This is a genomic window from Halpernia frigidisoli (assembly GCF_900113805.1).
GTDB classification, from domain to species: Bacteria; Bacteroidota; Bacteroidia; order Flavobacteriales; family Weeksellaceae; genus Halpernia; species Halpernia frigidisoli.
Genome location: NZ_FOQT01000001.1, coordinates 881,730 through 898,945, shown reverse-complemented (window position 1 = coordinate 898,945; position 17,216 = coordinate 881,730). Strand labels below are relative to the sequence as shown.

General features: G+C 32.5%; 17 protein-coding genes. 12 read left to right on the top strand and 5 right to left on the bottom strand.

What is annotated here, in order from left to right; translation table 11 throughout:
- Positions 1 to 164 precede the first annotated feature (164 nt).
- The 8 genes from BM238_RS04200 to BM238_RS04165 all read left to right on the top strand — a co-directional run bounded on the left by BM238_RS04200 (position 165) and on the right by BM238_RS04165 (position 7,160).
- Positions 165 to 893: a DUF2490 domain-containing protein gene (locus BM238_RS04200; RefSeq protein WP_177205421.1), complete on the top strand. Its 729-nt coding sequence runs from the start codon at positions 165 to 167 to the stop codon at positions 891 to 893.
- A 7-nt stretch (positions 894 to 900) separates the two neighbouring features.
- The gene (gene modA, locus BM238_RS04195; RefSeq protein WP_090078912.1) at positions 901 to 1,650 is read left to right on the top strand and encodes a molybdate ABC transporter substrate-binding protein; all 750 of its coding nucleotides are present in this window, start codon (positions 901 to 903) and stop codon (positions 1,648 to 1,650) included.
- A gap of 8 nt (positions 1,651 to 1,658) precedes the next feature.
- Complete coding sequence (locus BM238_RS04190; protein ID WP_090078911.1) at positions 1,659 to 2,057, top strand: TOBE domain-containing protein; 399 nt, start codon at positions 1,659 to 1,661, stop codon at positions 2,055 to 2,057.
- Positions 2,057 to 2,728, top strand: a complete 672-nt coding sequence (modB, locus tag BM238_RS04185; protein ID WP_221404922.1) for a molybdate ABC transporter permease subunit — start codon at positions 2,057 to 2,059, stop codon at positions 2,726 to 2,728. Before BM238_RS04190 ends, modB begins: the two co-directional genes overlap by 1 nt.
- Entirely contained in the window at positions 2,725 to 3,600 is an 876-nt protein-coding gene (locus BM238_RS04180) for a sulfate/molybdate ABC transporter ATP-binding protein (protein ID WP_090078909.1), read from the top strand. Before modB ends, BM238_RS04180 begins: the two co-directional genes overlap by 4 nt.
- A 167-nt stretch (positions 3,601 to 3,767) precedes the next feature.
- Entirely contained in the window at positions 3,768 to 4,406 is a 639-nt protein-coding gene (locus tag BM238_RS04175) for a hypothetical protein (RefSeq protein ID WP_177205420.1), read from the top strand.
- Between the two features lie 28 nt (positions 4,407 to 4,434).
- Entirely contained in the window at positions 4,435 to 4,893 is a 459-nt protein-coding gene (locus BM238_RS04170; protein ID WP_090078908.1) for a (2Fe-2S)-binding protein, read from the top strand.
- A 2-nt stretch (positions 4,894 to 4,895) separates the two neighbouring features.
- Positions 4,896 to 7,160 (top strand): xanthine dehydrogenase family protein molybdopterin-binding subunit, encoded by a 2,265-nt coding sequence (locus BM238_RS04165; protein WP_090078907.1) that lies wholly within the window; start codon positions 4,896 to 4,898, stop codon positions 7,158 to 7,160.
- Positions 7,161 to 7,288: 128 nt separating this feature from the next.
- On the opposite strand, the gene BM238_RS04160 is transcribed toward BM238_RS04165, so the two are convergent.
- Complete coding sequence (locus BM238_RS04160) at positions 7,289 to 9,133, bottom strand: chloride channel protein (RefSeq protein WP_090078906.1); 1,845 nt, start codon at positions 9,131 to 9,133, stop codon at positions 7,289 to 7,291.
- 156 nt (positions 9,134 to 9,289) lie between these two features.
- On the bottom strand, positions 9,290 to 10,576 hold the full coding sequence (locus BM238_RS04155; protein ID WP_090078905.1) for a DUF389 domain-containing protein: 1,287 nt from the start codon (positions 10,574 to 10,576) through the stop codon (positions 9,290 to 9,292).
- Positions 10,577 to 10,724: 148 nt separating this feature from the next.
- Here BM238_RS04155 and recR point away from each other — a divergent pair, with 148 nt between their 5' ends.
- Genes recR through BM238_RS04140 form a run of 3 tightly spaced genes read left to right on the top strand, consistent with a single transcriptional unit; the run spans position 10,725 to position 13,073 of the window.
- Entirely contained in the window at positions 10,725 to 11,336 is a 612-nt protein-coding gene (gene recR, locus BM238_RS04150; protein ID WP_090078904.1) for a recombination mediator RecR, read from the top strand.
- Positions 11,337 to 11,372: 36 nt separating this feature from the next.
- Positions 11,373 to 12,179, top strand: coding sequence for a glycosyltransferase family 2 protein (locus BM238_RS04145; RefSeq protein ID WP_177205419.1), 807 nt, complete (start codon positions 11,373 to 11,375; stop codon positions 12,177 to 12,179).
- A 42-nt stretch (positions 12,180 to 12,221) separates the two neighbouring features.
- Positions 12,222 to 13,073, top strand: coding sequence for a glycosyltransferase family 2 protein (locus tag BM238_RS04140; protein ID WP_090078902.1), 852 nt, complete (start codon positions 12,222 to 12,224; stop codon positions 13,071 to 13,073).
- Positions 13,074 to 13,104: 31 nt separating this feature from the next.
- On the opposite strand, the gene secG is transcribed toward BM238_RS04140, so the two are convergent.
- A complete protein-coding gene (secG, locus tag BM238_RS04135; protein ID WP_090078901.1) occupies positions 13,105 to 13,455 on the bottom strand; it encodes a preprotein translocase subunit SecG in 351 nt (116 codons plus the stop codon).
- A 156-nt stretch (positions 13,456 to 13,611) separates the two neighbouring features.
- Here secG and BM238_RS04130 point away from each other — a divergent pair, with 156 nt between their 5' ends.
- Entirely contained in the window at positions 13,612 to 15,516 is a 1,905-nt protein-coding gene (locus BM238_RS04130; protein WP_090078900.1) for an endonuclease, read from the top strand.
- Positions 15,517 to 15,551: 35 nt separating this feature from the next.
- Here BM238_RS04130 and BM238_RS04125 read toward each other — a convergent pair whose 3' ends face one another.
- The gene (locus BM238_RS04125) at positions 15,552 to 16,712 is read right to left on the bottom strand and encodes a helix-hairpin-helix domain-containing protein (RefSeq protein ID WP_090078899.1); all 1,161 of its coding nucleotides are present in this window, start codon (positions 16,710 to 16,712) and stop codon (positions 15,552 to 15,554) included.
- An 80-nt stretch (positions 16,713 to 16,792) separates the two neighbouring features.
- Positions 16,793 to 17,122, bottom strand: a complete 330-nt coding sequence (locus tag BM238_RS04120; protein WP_090078898.1) for a MerR family transcriptional regulator — start codon at positions 17,120 to 17,122, stop codon at positions 16,793 to 16,795.
- Between the last annotated feature and the right edge of the window lie 94 nt (positions 17,123 to 17,216).

Sequence of the window (17,216 nt, the reverse complement as noted above, 5' to 3'; positions counted from 1 at the left end):
AATTATAGCTTGAATGATGTGAGAATTTAAATATTATTGACGAAAAAAATCTATGTTTTTATATTTAGTAAATTCAAAATAAAATATTTTTAACTTTTTGAGTATTTTTAAAGCCACAAAACCAATATAAAATACAAATGAAGTTTACTGTTATGTTTAAAAGAATGATAATTTTGGTATCTTTTCTCGTTGGATTAAAAAGTTTTGCTCAGGAAAAAAAAGTTAACCGGGAAAACCAACAGTGGATCCAATATTACACTCAATTAAAATTCAACGATAAATGGACGCTCTTCACAGACGGCGGCTTTCGCTGGAAAAATGATCTTGAAAATAGTTCGCAATATATTGTGAGAACGGGAATTTATTACAAACTTAATAGCAGTATGGCTGTAGGTGCCGGTTTTGCTCATTTGGGATTTTATGACAATTCTGGAAAAATAAACAGGGTAGAATTTCGGCCATATCAGGAATTTAATATGAGCACTATTTATAAGCCGGTAACAATTCAGCACAGGTTTAGATTAGAAGAACGTTTTTTTAACCCTGTAGTTGACGATAAAATCAAATCTGGAAGTGATTTTAATTTTAGGTTTCGCTACAGATTATTATTTACTGTTCCAGTTTTTAAATTATCTTCGACAGATCCAACAAAAAATGTTGCATTGAGTGTTGGAGATGAAATTATGATCAATGCAGGAAAGGAGATTGTAAGTAATGTTTTTGATCAAAACCGCCTGCTCATTGGAACGATCGTTACTTTAGACAAAAATTTTTCAGCATCTTTAACCTATAATAATCAGTTTGCTTCGACCAAAACAGTTGGAACTTACAATCAAGCTAATATAATTTGGCTGGGTGTAACACAAAAAATTAATATTTCTAAATCAAAATAATTTTAAAATGAAGAAATTACTTCCTCTTTTTCTAGCAGTTTTTTTTGTAATTTTTTCCTGTAAGGAGAAGGAAACTAAAAAATTAAACATTGCAGTTGCCGCCAATATGCAGTTCGCCATGAAAGATTTAATTAAAAAATTCACAGAAATTTCAGGTATTCAATGTGAAACAAATGTTGGTTCTTCAGGCAAATTAACCGCGCAAATACAGCAAAATGCACCAGTTGATATTTTTATTTCTGCAGATATGAAGTATCCAGAAGAACTTTACAAAGCTGGATTTACGATTAAAAAACCAGAAATTTACGCTTACGGAAAATTAGTCATGTGGTCAATTAATAAAGATGTAAAACCATCATTTGATATTTTGACAACAGATAAAATTAAACATATTGCAGTTGCAAATCCAAAATTAGCGCCGTATGGAAAGGCAACGGTGGAAGTTTTGGAAAAAATGAAACTTTACGATGTTATAAAAAATAAGCTTGTTTTCGGGGAAAGTATTTCTCAAACCAATCAATTTATAATTTCAAGAGCGGCAGAAATTGGTTTTACTGCAAAATCTGTAGTTTTATCACCTGAAATGAAAGGAAAAGGAAGCTGGATCGATGTTAATGAAAGTGATTATTCGCCAATTGCGCAAGGCGTTGTTGTAATAAAGCATAAAAATGCCGAAAATGCAGATGCACAAAAATTCTATGACTTCTTATTTTCTCCTGATGCAAACAAAATTATGGTAAATTACGGTTATAAATAAAAATTTAAATGAACACATTTCAGGGAAAAATTACTAAAATTGAAAGTTCAGAAAGTTTGTCTTTGGTGCAAATTCTTGTGGACGATGTTTTATTTAAAACCATTTTGCTGGAAACCCCGGAAACTGCAGATTATTTAAAAGAAAATCAATCGGTAAATCTTTATTTTAAAGAAACTGAAGTCGTTCTTGCGAAGAGAAATGTAGATTTTATAAGTATGCAGAATAAAATTTCCGGCATTATTTCTAATATTGAAAAAGATGTTCTTCTAAGTAAAGTTGAAATAAAAACCGAAATTGGCTTTGTAAAATCAATTATTACGACATTTGCGGTAGAACAACTTCAACTTAAAATTGGTGATAAAGTAACAGCGCTTATCAAAACAAATGAAATAATGATCTCCGAATGATAGATTGGCAACCTTTATTTTTGACCTTTAAACTCGCATTCATAACGGCAATTTTATTGTTTTTTTTGGCAATTCCACTTGCATTTTGGCTGTCAAATTCTAAATCTAAAATAAAACCTGTCATTGAAACTTTGGTAAGTATGCCTTTGGTTTTGCCGCCAACAGTTTTGGGGTTTTACCTTTTGATCGCTTTCAGTCCGGCAAATTCTTTCGGAGCCTGGTTAGAAAATTATTTTGGTTTAAAATTAATTTTTTCTTTTCCGGGTTTAGTCATCGCATCTGTCATTTACAGTTTGCCATTTATGGTTCACCCAATTCAATCCGGATTTTCGAATTTATCTAAAAACCTGTCGGAAGCATCATACATGTTGGGAAAATCAAAAACGACTACGCTTTTTAAGATTCTTTTACCAAATATAAAACCGTCGCTGTTAACGGGAATAATACTTTCATTTGCCCATACAATCGGTGAATTTGGCGTTGTTTTAATGATTGGTGGCAATATTCCAGGGCAAACAAAAGTAGCTTCCATCGCTATTTATGATGAAGTTGAAATGCTGAATTATTCCGCCGCAAATACTTATTCATTCATACTTTTTATTATTTCGTTTCTAATTTTACTGTCTGTTTATTTGGTAAATGGCGGTTATTTAAACCGTATTTCAAAATGATAAATTTAAATCTTCAAAAAAAATTAGATTCAGAAAACGGAATGATGAATCTGGATATTAAAATGACTATTGAAAAAGGTTCATTTACAACATTATATGGTGATTCCGGTGCAGGAAAAACTTCCGTTCTAAGAATGTTTGCCGGATTAATGCAACCTGAAAAAGGTAGTATTTTGATTGATGATGCGATTTTATTTAGCAGTGAAAAAAATATTAATTTAAAATCGCAAAAAAGAAATATTGGATTCTTATTTCAGGATCATGCGCTTTTTCCAAACATGACTGTTCGTGAAAATTTACTTTATGCTTTGGATAAAGGTCAAAATGAAAAGATAGTAAATGAATTGATCGCATTAATTGAGTTAAAAGAATTGCAAAATAAAAAACCTGAGAATCTGTCCGGCGGACAAAAGCAAAGGGTGGCATTGGCGAGAACTTTAGTTCGGCAGCCAAAAATTTTATTACTTGATGAACCTTTTTCGGCGCTTGATTTTAAAATGAGATTAAAGTTGCAGGATTATGTTTTAAAAATTCACAAACAATATAAATTGACCACTATTTTAGTAAGCCATTCAATCAGTGAAATTGTAAAAATGGCAGATCAAATTTTTATTTTGGAAAATGGCTCTATCAAAGAAAATGGAAAACCAATCGATATATTTTCCAACAAAAAAGTGAGTGGAAAATTCCAGTTTACGGGTGAAGTTATTAATATTAAAAAAGAAGGATTTTTGAATATTATCACCGTTTTAATAGAAAAAAACTTTGTAAAAATAATTGCGGAAGATTCTGATCTTGTTGATATTTCTATCGGTGATTTTGTTAATGTTGCTTCAAAAGCCTTTAATCCGATCATTCAAAAAATCAGATAAATTCCGAATTTAGAATGAGTCTAAATTGGATTTGGTTAAGTAAATTTTCTTACTATTTTATTAGATTTACGATAGTATTTAAACCTATTGATAGTTTTTTAAATTAAAGTTTAAAAATTTTGTCAATTGGTAATTCTCACAAAGTTCAATTTCAAATAAAAAAATACATGAATATAAATAAAAGAAAAAAGAATATTTTTTTTCAAGTTGGTGCTTTTTCTATTTTAAGCGTTTCAATTTTTGTCTACGCGACAACTGAAAAAACAATGACAGCTGTTGACAGCAGAGATTCTTCAATTATAAAATCTCAGAAAAAGGATAGTATTGCATCAGTTGAAGCTTTTAAAAAAGTTTACAGTGTTTTAATGAGTCCAAGATGTATGAATTGCCATCCTTCCGGAGATATTCCTTTGCAGGGCGATGACAGTCATATCCACAATATGTTACCTGAAAGAGGTGTTGATGGAAAAGGAATTGCAACAATGCAATGTATTACGTGTCACGCTGCGAAAGGTGTTCCAGGAGAAAATACGCCACCGGGAAATCCTGACTGGCATTTACCACCAATGAATATGAAAATGGTTTTTCAGGGAAAATCTGCAAGGGAACTGGCGATACAACTTGTTGATCCCAAAAAAAACGGCGGAAAAGATATGAAAGCTTTAAGAGAACATGCTGAAGATGGTTTGGTAAAAGGTGGCTGGCTAATGGGCGGTGGCAGAACTTTGCCGCCATTATCTCATGAAGAATTTGCAAAAGTTTGGTACACATGGATCGATAATGGTGCTTATGCTCCGGCCAAATAAATAATATAAATAAAAAAATAATTGGATTATGCCAACATATAATTTAAATATAAACGGAAAACAACATACAGTTGATGTTGATTCAGATACACCGCTTTTGTGGATTTTAAGAGATGATATAAGATTACTGGGAACTAAATTTGGTTGTGGCATCGCTCACTGCGGCGTTTGTACTGTACATTTAGATGGAAAAGCAATCAGATCTTGCGCTTATCCTGTGAGTGAAGTTTTAAGTAAAAAAATTACAACAATAGAAGGTCTTTCAAAAAATGGCGATCACCCGGTGCAAAAAGCCTGGCTGGAACATGACGTCGCGCAATGCGGTTATTGTCAGGCAGGTCAGATCATGACGGCTTCGGCGCTTTTAAAAGAAAATTCAAATCCTTCAGATGAAGAAATAAGACGTGCAATGAATGGGAATTTATGCAGATGTGCGACTTATACACGTATAAACCGGGCAATTAGAACCGCCGCAAAAGAAATGTAATAATGGCAAAAATACAAACACATTTAAATAGACGCTCTTTTTTAAAATTATCTGCGTTGGGTGGTGCGGGATTGATGCTGCAATTTAGCTGGCTTTCAGCAGTTGTAAGAGAAGATCCTACTATAAAAGGCGGTTTTCAACTTAATGGTTTTATAAAAATTGATACGGACGGAACAGTTACAATAGCTTCACCAAACCCGGAGGTTGGTCAAAACGTAAAAACTTCTATGCCGATGATCGTTGCTGAAGAATTAGGTGTAAACTGGAAAAACGTAAAAGTAGTTCAGGCACCTTTAAATACAGCTATTTTTACCAGACAATTGGCTGGCGGAAGTCAGTCGATCAAGGAAAGCTGGGATTCGCTAAGAATGGCTGGAGCTGCCGTAAGAAAAATGTTAGTTCAGGCAGCGGCAAAATCATGGAATGTTCCGGATTCAGAAATTGAAGTTAATATGGGAATTCTTTCTCATAAAAAAAGCGGTAAAAAAGCAACTTTTGGTGAAATGGCTTCCGCTGCGGCAAAAATTCCTGTTCCAAAAGAAGTGGAAGTAAAGAATATCAAAGATTTTAATATCGTCAGACATCCTCAGTTTAATGTGGAAGGGCCGGGAATTGTAACCGGAAAAGCACAGTTTGGACTTGATGTTTACGGAGATAATATGGTTTTTGCCTCAGTACTTCATCCACCAGCTTTTGGGATGAAATTGAAAAGTTTTGAAGCAAAAGAAGCACTTGCGTCAAAAGGTATTTTTGATGTGTTTTCTTTAAATGCGTATCCTGAAGATTTTGAGCGTGGCGCTTTTGATACTTCTGCTTTTCCTGAATTTATAGTGATCACAGGTGATTCTACTTGGAGAATCATGAAAGCAAAAAAATTAATAACGGCAGAATGGATTCCTTTTGATTCTTATGAAGTTAAATCTCAGGGAATGGGTGGAAAACCTGGTAAAGTGACGAAAGTACCTTCTGGTTTGGAAAATACGCAAAGCCATTATGAACAAATGTTCGCTAAAAATAAAGAAAAAAGTAAAGAAGTTCGGAAAGACGGAGACCCTGAAACGGCATTTAAAAATGCGGCAAAAATTATTGAAAGTACTTATACCGCACCATATTTGGCGCACAGTCCGTTGGAACCGCTTAATTTTTATGCTGACGTTACAGCAAATAAAGCTGAACTTAAAGGTTCTATTCAAACGCCCGAATTTATGGAAAAATCTGTCGCAAGACGTTTGGGTTTAACTTTAGATCAAGTAGATATTCAAATGACGCGTATTGGTGGCGGTTTTGGTAGAAAACTTTACGGACACTATTTACTGGAAGCTGCTCTGATTTCTCAAAAAATCAAAAAACCTGTAAAATTAATTTACACGAGAGAAGATGACATGACTTTTGGGAATTATCGCCCAACTTACCTGGCTTATTTTCGCGCAGCTTTAGATAAAAATAATAATCTGATCGCTTATCATCAAAAAGTTGGTGGTATTCCGGATAGTCCTTTATATGAAAACCGTTTTCCAGCGGGTGCAGTTGATAATTACTTGGCGGAAGAATGGACTGTTAATTCGAATATTACGACAGCAGCTTTCCGTGCACCGGATTCCAATTTTATGGGAGCGGTAGAACAGGCTTTTTTAGATGAAGTTGCAGAAGCAGCGGGAAAAGATCCGATTGATTTTCGACTTGAACTTTTTGACCGCGCTATTAAAAATCCAGTTGGCAAAAAGAATGATTATGATGCAAAACGTTATGCAGGAGTTTTAAAATTAGTTAAAGAAAAATCAGATTGGAGTAAGCCAAAACCGAATGTTAGTAGAGGTGTTGCTGCTTACTATTGTCATAACAGCTACGTCGCGGATATTGTGGAATTGCGTATGGACAACGGAAAACCAATTATCGAAAAAGTATATTGCGCTGTTGATTGTGGAATAGTTGTCAATCCGTTAGGAGCTTCAAATATGATAGAAGGTGGAACTGTTGACGGAATTGGTCACGCACTTTTTACGCAGTTGTCTATTAAAAACGGTAAACCTGAGCAGAAAAATTATAACACATATCAGTTGATGAGAAATAATGATGCGCCACGTGATGTGGAAGTTCATTTTGTTGAAAATGACGTTCATCCAACCGGTCTGGGTGAACCACCTTTTCCGCCGGCAATCGCTGCTTTGGCAAATGCGCTTTATAAAGCAAATAATAAACGCTATTACAATCAGCCTTTTATGATAGATATTGAGGAGAAATATTTAAAGAATATTAAAACCGTTTAAAATAAATTTAATTGAGTCTGATAATAAAATTAAAAAACTATTGTCAGGCTCTTTTTAATTTAATCAGGATTTTTAAATAATTTAATTTGAGACCTGTTTATTTTAAGATTTAAAATTTCTTATAAAAATTAAGAATAATCTTTCAAAAGTTCCCGATAACTCGTCAGAATTTTTGATTTTGAAATAAAACCGACAAATTTATCATCTTCATCAGCAACCGGTAAATGCCATGCAGCGGTATCATCAAAAGTTTTAAGAATTGCCACAGCACTTTGACGTAAATTAACCACCGCTGGCGGAACTTTCATGATCTGCTGAATATTAACAGGAAGATCTGCTGTTTTATTGAAAAGATAAGGTCTAATATCATCCATTGTTAAAACGCCCTGTAAACGATTATCATTATCAACGATGGCAAATATATTTTTATGACCATTTTTTATCAGTTCAAATAATTCAGAAACAGGCGCGTCAGCTTTTATAGTTTGAGACTGAAAGTCGATGAAATCACGCAAATGCAAAGAATAAATCAGGTTATTATCATGTTCATTTGTGAAAATTTTTCCCTGTTCTACCATAGGTTTTAAATCGGGATTTATCGGGGAAAACCATCTTGCCATTAAATAAGAAATAACAGAAACTATCATTAAAGGAAGAAAAAGATCGTAACCCTGGCTGGATTCTGCTATTAAAAAAATAGCTGTCAAAGGTGCGTAAAGCACACCGCTCATTACCGCGGCCATTCCAGCTAAAACCAAATTGCTGGTGGGAACATCGCTCAATCCAAACTGTTTACAGATTATCGCGAATAAAAATCCTAAAGTTCCGCCAGCAAAAAGGGATGGTGCAAAACTTCCCCCATTTCCACCGCTAAAAATAGTGATTGAGGTTGCAAATGCTTTTAAAATACAAACAAGAGCCAGAAATATGATAACCGTCCAACTTCCCAAATCTAAATAACCAAAAAAACTGTTTTCGATAATACTTGATGGATCGCCGTTAGTTAATAATTTCAACGTATCATAACCTTCACCAAAAAGTGGTGGTAATAAAACACAAAGTAATGAAAGCGCCGCGCCACCAATCATCGCTTTTCTAAGTCGGGAAAATTTAAATTTATTTATAAAATGTTCGGTTTTTGTAAAGACCAAAACGAAATATCGTGCGTAAAAACCTGATGCAATACCTAAAATTAAATAATATGGAATATTGTGGTAGTCAAAAGACTCGCGCGCATAAAATCTAAATAAAACATCTTCCTGAAGTAAAATTCTGGACAATAAACTGCCACAAACAGCTGCTACAACAAGCGGAATGAAATCTGAAAAAACAACGCCTGTCAATAATATTTCAAAAGCAAACATAATACCTGCGATTGGTGCATTAAAAGCCGATGCAATTCCTGCCGAAGCACCCGCAGCCAGAAGTAAAGTTCTTTCTTTGTAGCCTAATCTGTACGTTTGCGCAAAATTTGAACCGATCGCCGCACCTGTAACTGCAATCGGACTTTCTAATCCTGCGGAACCACCCAAACCCACTGTTACAGCACTTTGAATTATTTGAGAATACATCTTTACCGATGAAACGACGCTTGAGTTTTGAGCAATCTCATACAAAATTGCGCCAATTCCTTTTCTATCATTTCCTTTAAAAATACTTAAAACAATCAGCGTGGTGAGAACAATTCCTAAAAATGGGAAAACAACATAAAAAAAGATCTGATCTTCAAAATGAACTTTTGTAACGATCCAGTAATGAATTTGATGCACCAAAGTTTTAAGCAAAACACCTGCTAAACCGGCAGTGCAGCCCACTAAAATACCGGAAAGAATTAAAAATTGATTTCTGCTCAGACGATTGCTTAGCCAGTGAAGTACGATTTCGTAGCTCCGTACTTTTTTTAGTCCGAATTTTTGAAACTCACGTTTATATTTAAGAAAGCTGACGAGCTTTTTTTTGTTGTGGATATTCACCGTTAAATAATGCCTGTTTTTAATCTAAAATTTTTTCAAATTTTGAAATGCTTGTTTATTTACAAACTTTTACAAATTTAAATGAAATATAAGACAAAGGCTAAATTTCAAGCTTATATCTGTTAAAATTTTACTTTTCTAATATTGAATTGAAAACTACTTTTCTGTTTCTTTTATTAAAACAACATTTTTCTCGTGAAGCCTTTCTCGTAACCATGTTTTAATGCGGTTTTCATCAATATTCTGACCTGTATAAACGAGCACGAACTGTAGTTTCGCACTGTCCGTTTGTGGATATTGCTCTATTTTTCCATATGAAACATTTCCGATGGTCGGGTAGAGAATATTGATTTCTTTTAAGAGGGTAGAATCTGTTATTTTATAATTATCAAGTTCCTGACGGATTTTTGTAAGGGCAATGTCTTTTTCAGAAATGTTGGTATCATTTTTATTAATTTCACTTAAAATTTCTGATTTTAAATCGGTGTTGTTTTGTCTTATCGTTAATTTAGCACCAAAAATTCCATCTTTAGCCAACATTTTGTTGTAAGATAAAATCTCCGCATCAGTAAATTTTTTGCTTAAAAAGGCCAGATCTATACTTTTAGGAGTGGTGTTATAATTTATCTTTTTATAAATAACCGTGTAGCCGTTATTGTCAAATTCTTTTTGAATAAATTCTTCTGCTGATTTTGTAAACTTTTTTTGATTAAATAAGTTATAGGCGAGATAAAAACTTGGTACGATCATGATCACAATCAGGATTGAAATTCCATATTTAATTCTCTTCTCGTACTTTGAATCGACTAAAGCGGAGGGATATTTTAAAAATTTTACTACAAAAAAAGTAGCGATGCATATAAAAAAACAGTTGATAGAATAAAGATAAAAAGCACCTAAAAAATAGCTCATATTGCCCGTTGCCAAACCATAACCTGCTGTGCAAATCGGTGGCATCAACGCTGTCGCGATCGCAACGCCTGGTATCGGATTTCCTTTTTCAACTCTTGTGATGGCAATTACGCCAACCAAACCGCCAAAAAAAGCAATTAAAACATCATAAATTGTAGGAGAAGTTCGGGATAAAAGTTCAGACTGTACTTCTTTAAAAGGGCTTAGATAAAAATAAGCTGTTGATACTAAAAGACTTACAAAAGTAGCGATCAGGAGATTATTAATTGATTTTCTTAAAAGAGTAAAATCGTAAGTTCCCAAAGCGAAACCGGTTCCTACAATTGGTCCCATTAACGGAGAAATTAACATCGCACCAATTATAACAGCTGTAGAATTTACATTTAAACCCACAGAAGCAATAAAAATAGCACAGGCCAGAATCCATAAATTTGCACCACGGAAAGAAATCTGACTTCTAACGCTTTCCATCACTTTACTTTTGCTTTCTTCTCCCTGATGGAGTTGCAAATAGTCTAATAAACCGCTCATTTAATATACCTTTTGATCATTAAGATACAAAGAAACCTAAATTTTAGCTAAATATATAATTTTAGAATAATAAGATTTTTTTTTAATTCCATTTAAAATAAAAAATAAAAATATTTGAAAAGCTTTATTAAATCTATATTTTTGTAACATGGATTATCCAAGCAAAGTACTGGCAAAAGCAGTTGAAGAAATATCGGGATTACCCGGAATAGGTAAAAAATCTGCCCTTCGTTTGGCATTGCATCTTTTAAAACAACCCGAATCTCAGGGAATACTTTTAGGTGAAAGTTTAAAAAAACTGGTGACCGACATCAAATATTGTAAAAGTTGCCATAATTTTTCAGATCATGAAATTTGTGAAATTTGCAGCAATCCCAAACGAAGCGAAGAAATATTATGTATCGTGGAAGACGTACGCGACGTAATGGCTATCGAAAATACGTCTAAATTTAAAGGAAAATACCTGGTTCTTGGCGGAAAAATTTCACCAATGGAAGGCGTGGGACCGAGTCAGTTGAATATTGGAAGTATTGAAAGAAAGCTTGAAAAAGACAATTTAAAAGAAATTATTTTTGCACTTAGCGCCACAATGGAAGGCGATACGACTGCCTATTACATTTATAAAAAATTTAAAACTTTTAGCGTTAAGTTTTCTACAATTGCGCGCGGTATTTCGGTCGGTGATGAATTGGAATATGCTGACGAAATATCTTTAGGAAGATCTATTCAAAACCGACTTCCTTATAACGAAGAGGATTAATTTCTTTATATTTAGCAAAAATTAATTCCTAGAAAAGTGATTTCTGTAATAATTCCTGTTTTTAATGCCGAAAAAACGATTGTTAAAAGTTTACTGTCCGTACAAGATCAAACATGGAAAGGTGATTTTGAAGTAATCGTTGTAAATGACGGCTCAACTGACAATAGCCGAACATTAATTGAAAAATTTATTAAAGAAAATCCACATCAAAATATAAAACTAATTGGTCAGGAAAATGGCGGCGTTTCAAGAGCCAGGAATACAGCGCTAAAAATTTGTAAAGGAGATTTTATTGCACTTCTTGATGCCGACGATGAGTGGTTTCCGGAGAAAACCGAGCGACAAATGCTCCTTTTGGAGAATAAGAATTTCAACATTGATTTTATTGGTTGCAAAAGACAAGGTCAATCTATTAAATTTCCTTATAATTTAACTAGTAATAATTTGATTGAAGTTACTTTCAGAAAACTGATGTTTAGAAACGAAACACAGCCGTCAACTGTTTTATTTAAAAGAAAAGTGTTGGAAAACAGTGGCTTTTTTAATGAAAATCAGCGATATGCGGAGGATTTAAATTACTGGTTAAAAGTTTCTGAAAAAAATAATATGTTTATTTTGAACGAAGAATTAGTTTTGGCAGGCGAGGGGAAAAGATCATTCGGCGTTTCAGGTTTGTCAGCGAATTTATTTGAAATGGAAAGAGGTTTTCAAAAAAATTTAAAGGAAGTTTTTGATTTGAAACGAATTAATTTTTCGGAATATGTTTGCTATTTTATTTTTTATAAATTTAAATATGTTTTCAGGTTAGCGAGAAATAAATATTTAAAATTTCAAGGTAAATAGTTTTTTCATCTTATTTAAATTTAAAAAAATTTCGGAAGAAATATGAGGTTAAGTATTATTATCGTTCATTATAACGTGGAAGTTCTTTTGCGAAATTGTCTTTTATCTCTGCAAAAATACCTGACAGATCTTTCTTTTGAAATCATTGTGATCGACAATAAAAGTCCAGATAACACCTGGAAAAACCTGATCGCAGAATTCCCGAAAGTCAATTTTATAGCATCCGAAAATAATGATGGTTTTGCTGTGGCTAATAATTTTGCTGCAAAATCTGCGAATGGTGACTATTTACTTTTGTTAAATCCAGACACCGAATTTGAGGGTTTTTACATTAATGAAATTTTAAATTTTGCAGATTCTAAACTTAATTTTGGGTGTCTTGGTGTAAGGATGCATGATATAAACGGAATATTTTTACCGGAAAGTAAGCGTGCCGTTCCAAACATGATCAATTCTTTTGAAAAATTAATGTGTAATTTGAAAACAAATAATTTAAAATCTTATTATAGAAATGACGTTGCTGAATATGAAATTGCTGAAGTAGAAGTGATAACAGGCGCATTTTTACTCATAAAAAAAGAAGTTTATTTAGAAATTGGCGGTCTTGATGAAGCTTACTTTATGTATGGTGAAGATATCGATCTTTGCTACACATTACTTCAAAAAAATTATAAAAATTATTATTACGGCAAATATTCAATTTTACATCTTAAAGGCGAAAGTTCTGTTAAAGATCTTATTTACCTAAAGCGTTTTTATGGCGCGATGCATATTTTTCTTCGTAAATATTATAAAGCAAAAAATCCTTTTAAATTTACTATTCTTAGTTTGGGTTTAAACTTAAAACACAGTCTGGAAAAATATAAGGTAAACAAAAAAGAGATTCCCGAATGAGAATCTCTTTTTTTATTTAAATTTTAAAATTTTATTTTCCTGCCGGTGCTGGAGCCGGTAAAGTAGTCGTATTTTGTGTCGGAGCAGTTTGTTGCGCCGGAGCAGTTCTACCTTGAGGAACTGCTTGTGGAGCAGTCATTTGACTAGGTTTTGCTGTTATCACAACACTGATGATGATTAAAACAATAATGGAAGCACCCAAAGTCCAGGTTGCGTTTTCCATAAAATCATTTGTTCTCTGCACACCAAACTGAGCTGGTGAAGCGCCACCAAAAGTCCCGGAAAGTCCGCCACCTTTTGGATTTTGTGCCATAATAATTATTACTAATAAAACACTCAAAATCATGATTAAAACCATGAATAATGTAAAAATCGTACTCATTTTCTTTAAATTTTCAAGGTGCAAATATAATTAAATTTTATCAACATTTCATTAATTATCTTCAGATATGAGCCGAAATTTGATGTTAAAAATTTAATTCAACATTAATATAGGAGGATGAAAAGTTTTATACCTTTGAAATCAAAATTATACTCTATGAAAAAACTTTTATTTTTTGTTTTTATACCTTTTTTTTCGTTCGCGCAAATTCCTCCCGGCTATTATGATGCAACAGCAGGCTTAGATGGATACAAATTGAAATCTGTTTTATATAATATCATATCAAACAAAACCATAAGTTGGAACTATGATAGTGATCTTCCACAATTGTACGGCGTAACAGATCTTGATAAATATTACGAAAAAGACAATTCTTATTTGGACATTTATGCAGAAAATCCAACAGGTCCCGATAAAATTGAATTTTTTCCTTCGGATAATCAGGCTTTTTCACATCCGATAGTTGGAGCTGGTGCTGCTGGCGAAGGAAGCGCATTAAACAGAGAACATATCGTTCCGCAATTTACTTTTAATTCCGCCTATCCAATGTATTCTGATCTGCATTTTGTAGTTCCAGCGGATGCAAAGATCAATCAATTAAGAAATTTTTATCCTTATGGGATTTCGAAAACCACCTCTGCTAATTTATTTTATACTTTTTCAAACACGTCTAAAATAGGCAATCGTGAAAATCCCGGAAGTGATTATAAAGGGCGTGTTTATGAGCCAATTGCTGAGTTTCGCGGAGATATTGCCAGAATGATTTTGTATTTTGCTGTGCGATATGAAAGTAAATTATCCAGTTTTGTAGCCTTAAAATATTATTCAACAGTTACTCAGGATGCAACTACAGATGTAGGTTTTTTAGATGGAACTATGGAACATGCTTTTGATCCGTGGTTTTTACAACAACTTTTGCAATGGAATCAAGATGATCCTGTGTCGCAAAGAGAAATTGATCGTAATAATGAAATCTATGGTATTCAAAAAAATAGAAATCCATTTATAGACCATCCGGAATGGGTAAATCTTATTTGGAATCAAACTTTAAGCACAGTTGCGCCGCAATCTCCAACTGTTTTGACGGCATCAAAAGTAAGTGCTTATTTTGTTAATTTATCTTGGGTTAAACCGTCAGACGCATCAATTGTAGGTTATAAAATTTATCAGGATGGCGTTGAAATTGGCACTTCAAAAAATAATTCTTTTACCGTAGATCATTTGACACCATCTTTGAATTATAATTTCACAGTAAAATCTTACAATAATTCTAATATGCAGTCTGTGGGAAGTAATATTTTACCAATCTTAACTTATACAACTGATACGTACGCAAAAGATTTAATTATTACGAAATATCTGGAAGGAACGGATAACAATAAAGCACTTGAAATAACGAATAAAACAGGGCATTCTGTCAATTTAGACTCTTACAGCATAAGCATTCAGTTCAAACGAACTGCCTATTATTTTGAAGATCCTTTGCAGTTAGAAGGAGAAGTTGCAGATAATGAGACTTTTGTAATGATGAATCAAAAAGCAAATTTCTCCTGCTACTCACCAAGCCAGGCCAAGTTCGTATCTGATGCACCATCTCTAATTTTTGATGGGACCAATTTCTTATCACTTCGCTACAAATCAACGACTGTAGATGCGCTTGGTGCATTTGATGCCAATAATTTTTCAGATTTGGAAAACGTTTCCTTGTATAGATTAAACAGTGTGTTACAGCCAAATTCCAATTTTAATATTGCCGAATGGGAAAAAAATCCAGCTGATTACTGTGCAAATTTAGGAAACTTAAGTACTTCGGAAAATGCTTTTTCTGATAAAAACAGAATTATAATTTATCCAAATCCAATTACTGAATCTCAAATTTTTGCAAAAGGTTTAGAGTTAAACAAAAGTAAAACTGCGCACATTTTTGATCTTTCCGGGAAATTAATTTTAAGCGAAAAAGAACCTTTCCGAACTAAAGCGTTTATCAATGTTGATCGACTGAAAAAAGGAATTTATATGTTAAAAATTGATAATCAAAGTTTTAAAATAATTAAAAAATAATTCTAAAAAATCTGCAGCGAAAGTTGCAGATTTTTTTATTCTACAGGCTTAAGTTGAGCGATTTCCAAAAGTTTTTTAGTTAATTCAATGTCAATATTATAAGTTTTTAAAATCTGATCTTTTGAAGTAAATCCATTTAGTTTTTTTCTAAATCCCAGAAAACTTCCTGCAGCTCTATCTGTAAATCCATATTCTTTTAACTGCTGAAAATTGATTTTATTTAAATCTATTTTGCTAAAATCAGTTCTTGGTGTTGAAATTTGTACTTGAGAAATTGAAGTGTTTTTAGCAATAATATTTTGCGGATTTAACTTAATAAATGGTTTCATTTCCTCAAATTTTTCCGGCGAGATCATGTAGCATTTTGAAATATCTTCCAGAGTTTTAAAGCTGCCTTTCAAATATCTTTCTTTGTAATTTAAAATATTTAAAACTTGTTTTTCAGAAAAACCAAGCGCCATCCAACCTTTTGAATCTAATAAATTCGGATCAAAATTTTGATATTTTATTTTGATTTTTTCCTTTGCGAATTTACTTTTATAAGGATTAAAATCTGAAGGTGTTTTTTCAGGTAAAATTAAATAATATGAAAGTTTAACGAAATTTTCTTCGTTGATCATGTAGCATTCTTTCAGTTTTTCTTTGCTCACAAAACTTCCGCCTAAGTAATTTTTATATTTTAAAATTCCGGCAGATTGCTTTTCGGAAAAACCAAGATTCTCCCAGTCTTTTTGAGAATAAGAATCTGGATTAAATTTTTTGTTGACTTTAATTTCCTTTTTCTCCCATTTATTTTTCGCAAAAGCATCCGAAGATTTTGAACTTTTTGGCAATAAAATAAAAGGTTGAATTTGCTCGAATTTTTCCGCTGAAATAGAGTAGCACTTTTGCAGTTGATCTTGGGATTTAAATTCTCCACCAACGATTTGTTTGTATTTTAAAATGGTTTCAGCTTGTTTTTCAGATAAACCTAGTTTTTGCCATTGTTCCAATGATAAAAGATTTGGATCAAAATCTTTGATTTTTAATTCCGGTAAATTTTCCTTTATCTTTAAAAACTGAATTTTTGAAAAATCAGGATTTTCGGATTTTACAAAAAATTTTGTATAAATCTTTGCACTTACAATGCATGAAACAAGAATTAAAATAACCCACAAATTTTTACGAAAAAGTTTTTGTGGTAGATTTGATCTCATTTATTTTAAAATTTGCAATAAAATTACAAAAAGATGTAATAATTTATATGAAATTTTAAAATAAAATGCGAAAATGTAAACTAATCTAAAGAATCTTTCAATTTTAAAAGTTCAGCTTTCACATATTGAAGCCGATCGATCATTGAAACAGTCTCAGAAATTTTAGAATTTGTTGTTAACGCGACTCTAGCGCCATCCAAAGTGTAGCCTTTTTCTTTAACTAAATGATAGATAATCTGGAGATTTTGAAGATCATTTGGAGTAAAATAACGATTTCCTTTTTTATTCTTTTTTGGCTTAATGATAGGAAATTCCTGTTCCCAATATCTTATCAATGAAGTATTTACATCAAAAGCCTTTGCCACTTCGCCGATGGAATAATAAAGTTTTTCTGGTAAATTGAGTTTCATAAAAAGAATTATTACAAACTTAATGCTTTTTTTAAGAGAAAAAAAAGTGATTATAAAATTTGGTTCTCAATTCAATTTTTTTCAATGATAAATT

Bases quoted from the DNA above. Each gene is read 5' to 3' on its own strand.
- BM238_RS04170 (WP_090078908.1), top strand. From the start codon at position 4,435: ATGCCAACATATAATTTAAATATAAACGGAAAACAACATACAGTTGAT.
- BM238_RS04140 (WP_090078902.1), top strand. From the start codon at position 12,222: ATGAGGTTAAGTATTATTATCGTTCATTATAACGTGGAAGTTCTTTTG.
- BM238_RS04130 (WP_090078900.1), top strand. From the start codon at position 13,612: ATGAAAAAACTTTTATTTTTTGTTTTTATACCTTTTTTTTCGTTCGCG.
- BM238_RS04155 (WP_090078905.1), bottom strand. From the start codon at position 10,576: ATGAGCGGTTTATTAGACTATTTGCAACTCCATCAGGGAGAAGAAAGC.
- BM238_RS04165 (WP_090078907.1), top strand. From the start codon at position 4,896: ATGGCAAAAATACAAACACATTTAAATAGACGCTCTTTTTTAAAATTA.
- BM238_RS04120 (WP_090078898.1), bottom strand. From the start codon at position 17,122: ATGAAACTCAATTTACCAGAAAAACTTTATTATTCCATCGGCGAAGTG.
- BM238_RS04180 (WP_090078909.1), top strand. From the start codon at position 2,725: ATGATAAATTTAAATCTTCAAAAAAAATTAGATTCAGAAAACGGAATG.
- secG (WP_090078901.1), bottom strand. From the start codon at position 13,455: ATGAGTACGATTTTTACATTATTCATGGTTTTAATCATGATTTTGAGT.
- BM238_RS04200 (WP_177205421.1), top strand. From the start codon at position 165: ATGATAATTTTGGTATCTTTTCTCGTTGGATTAAAAAGTTTTGCTCAG.
- BM238_RS04190 (WP_090078911.1), top strand. From the start codon at position 1,659: ATGAACACATTTCAGGGAAAAATTACTAAAATTGAAAGTTCAGAAAGT.
- modA (WP_090078912.1), top strand. From the start codon at position 901: ATGAAGAAATTACTTCCTCTTTTTCTAGCAGTTTTTTTTGTAATTTTT.
- recR (WP_090078904.1), top strand. From the start codon at position 10,725: ATGGATTATCCAAGCAAAGTACTGGCAAAAGCAGTTGAAGAAATATCG.
- BM238_RS04125 (WP_090078899.1), bottom strand. From the start codon at position 16,712: ATGAGATCAAATCTACCACAAAAACTTTTTCGTAAAAATTTGTGGGTT.
- BM238_RS04175 (WP_177205420.1), top strand. From the start codon at position 3,768: ATGAATATAAATAAAAGAAAAAAGAATATTTTTTTTCAAGTTGGTGCT.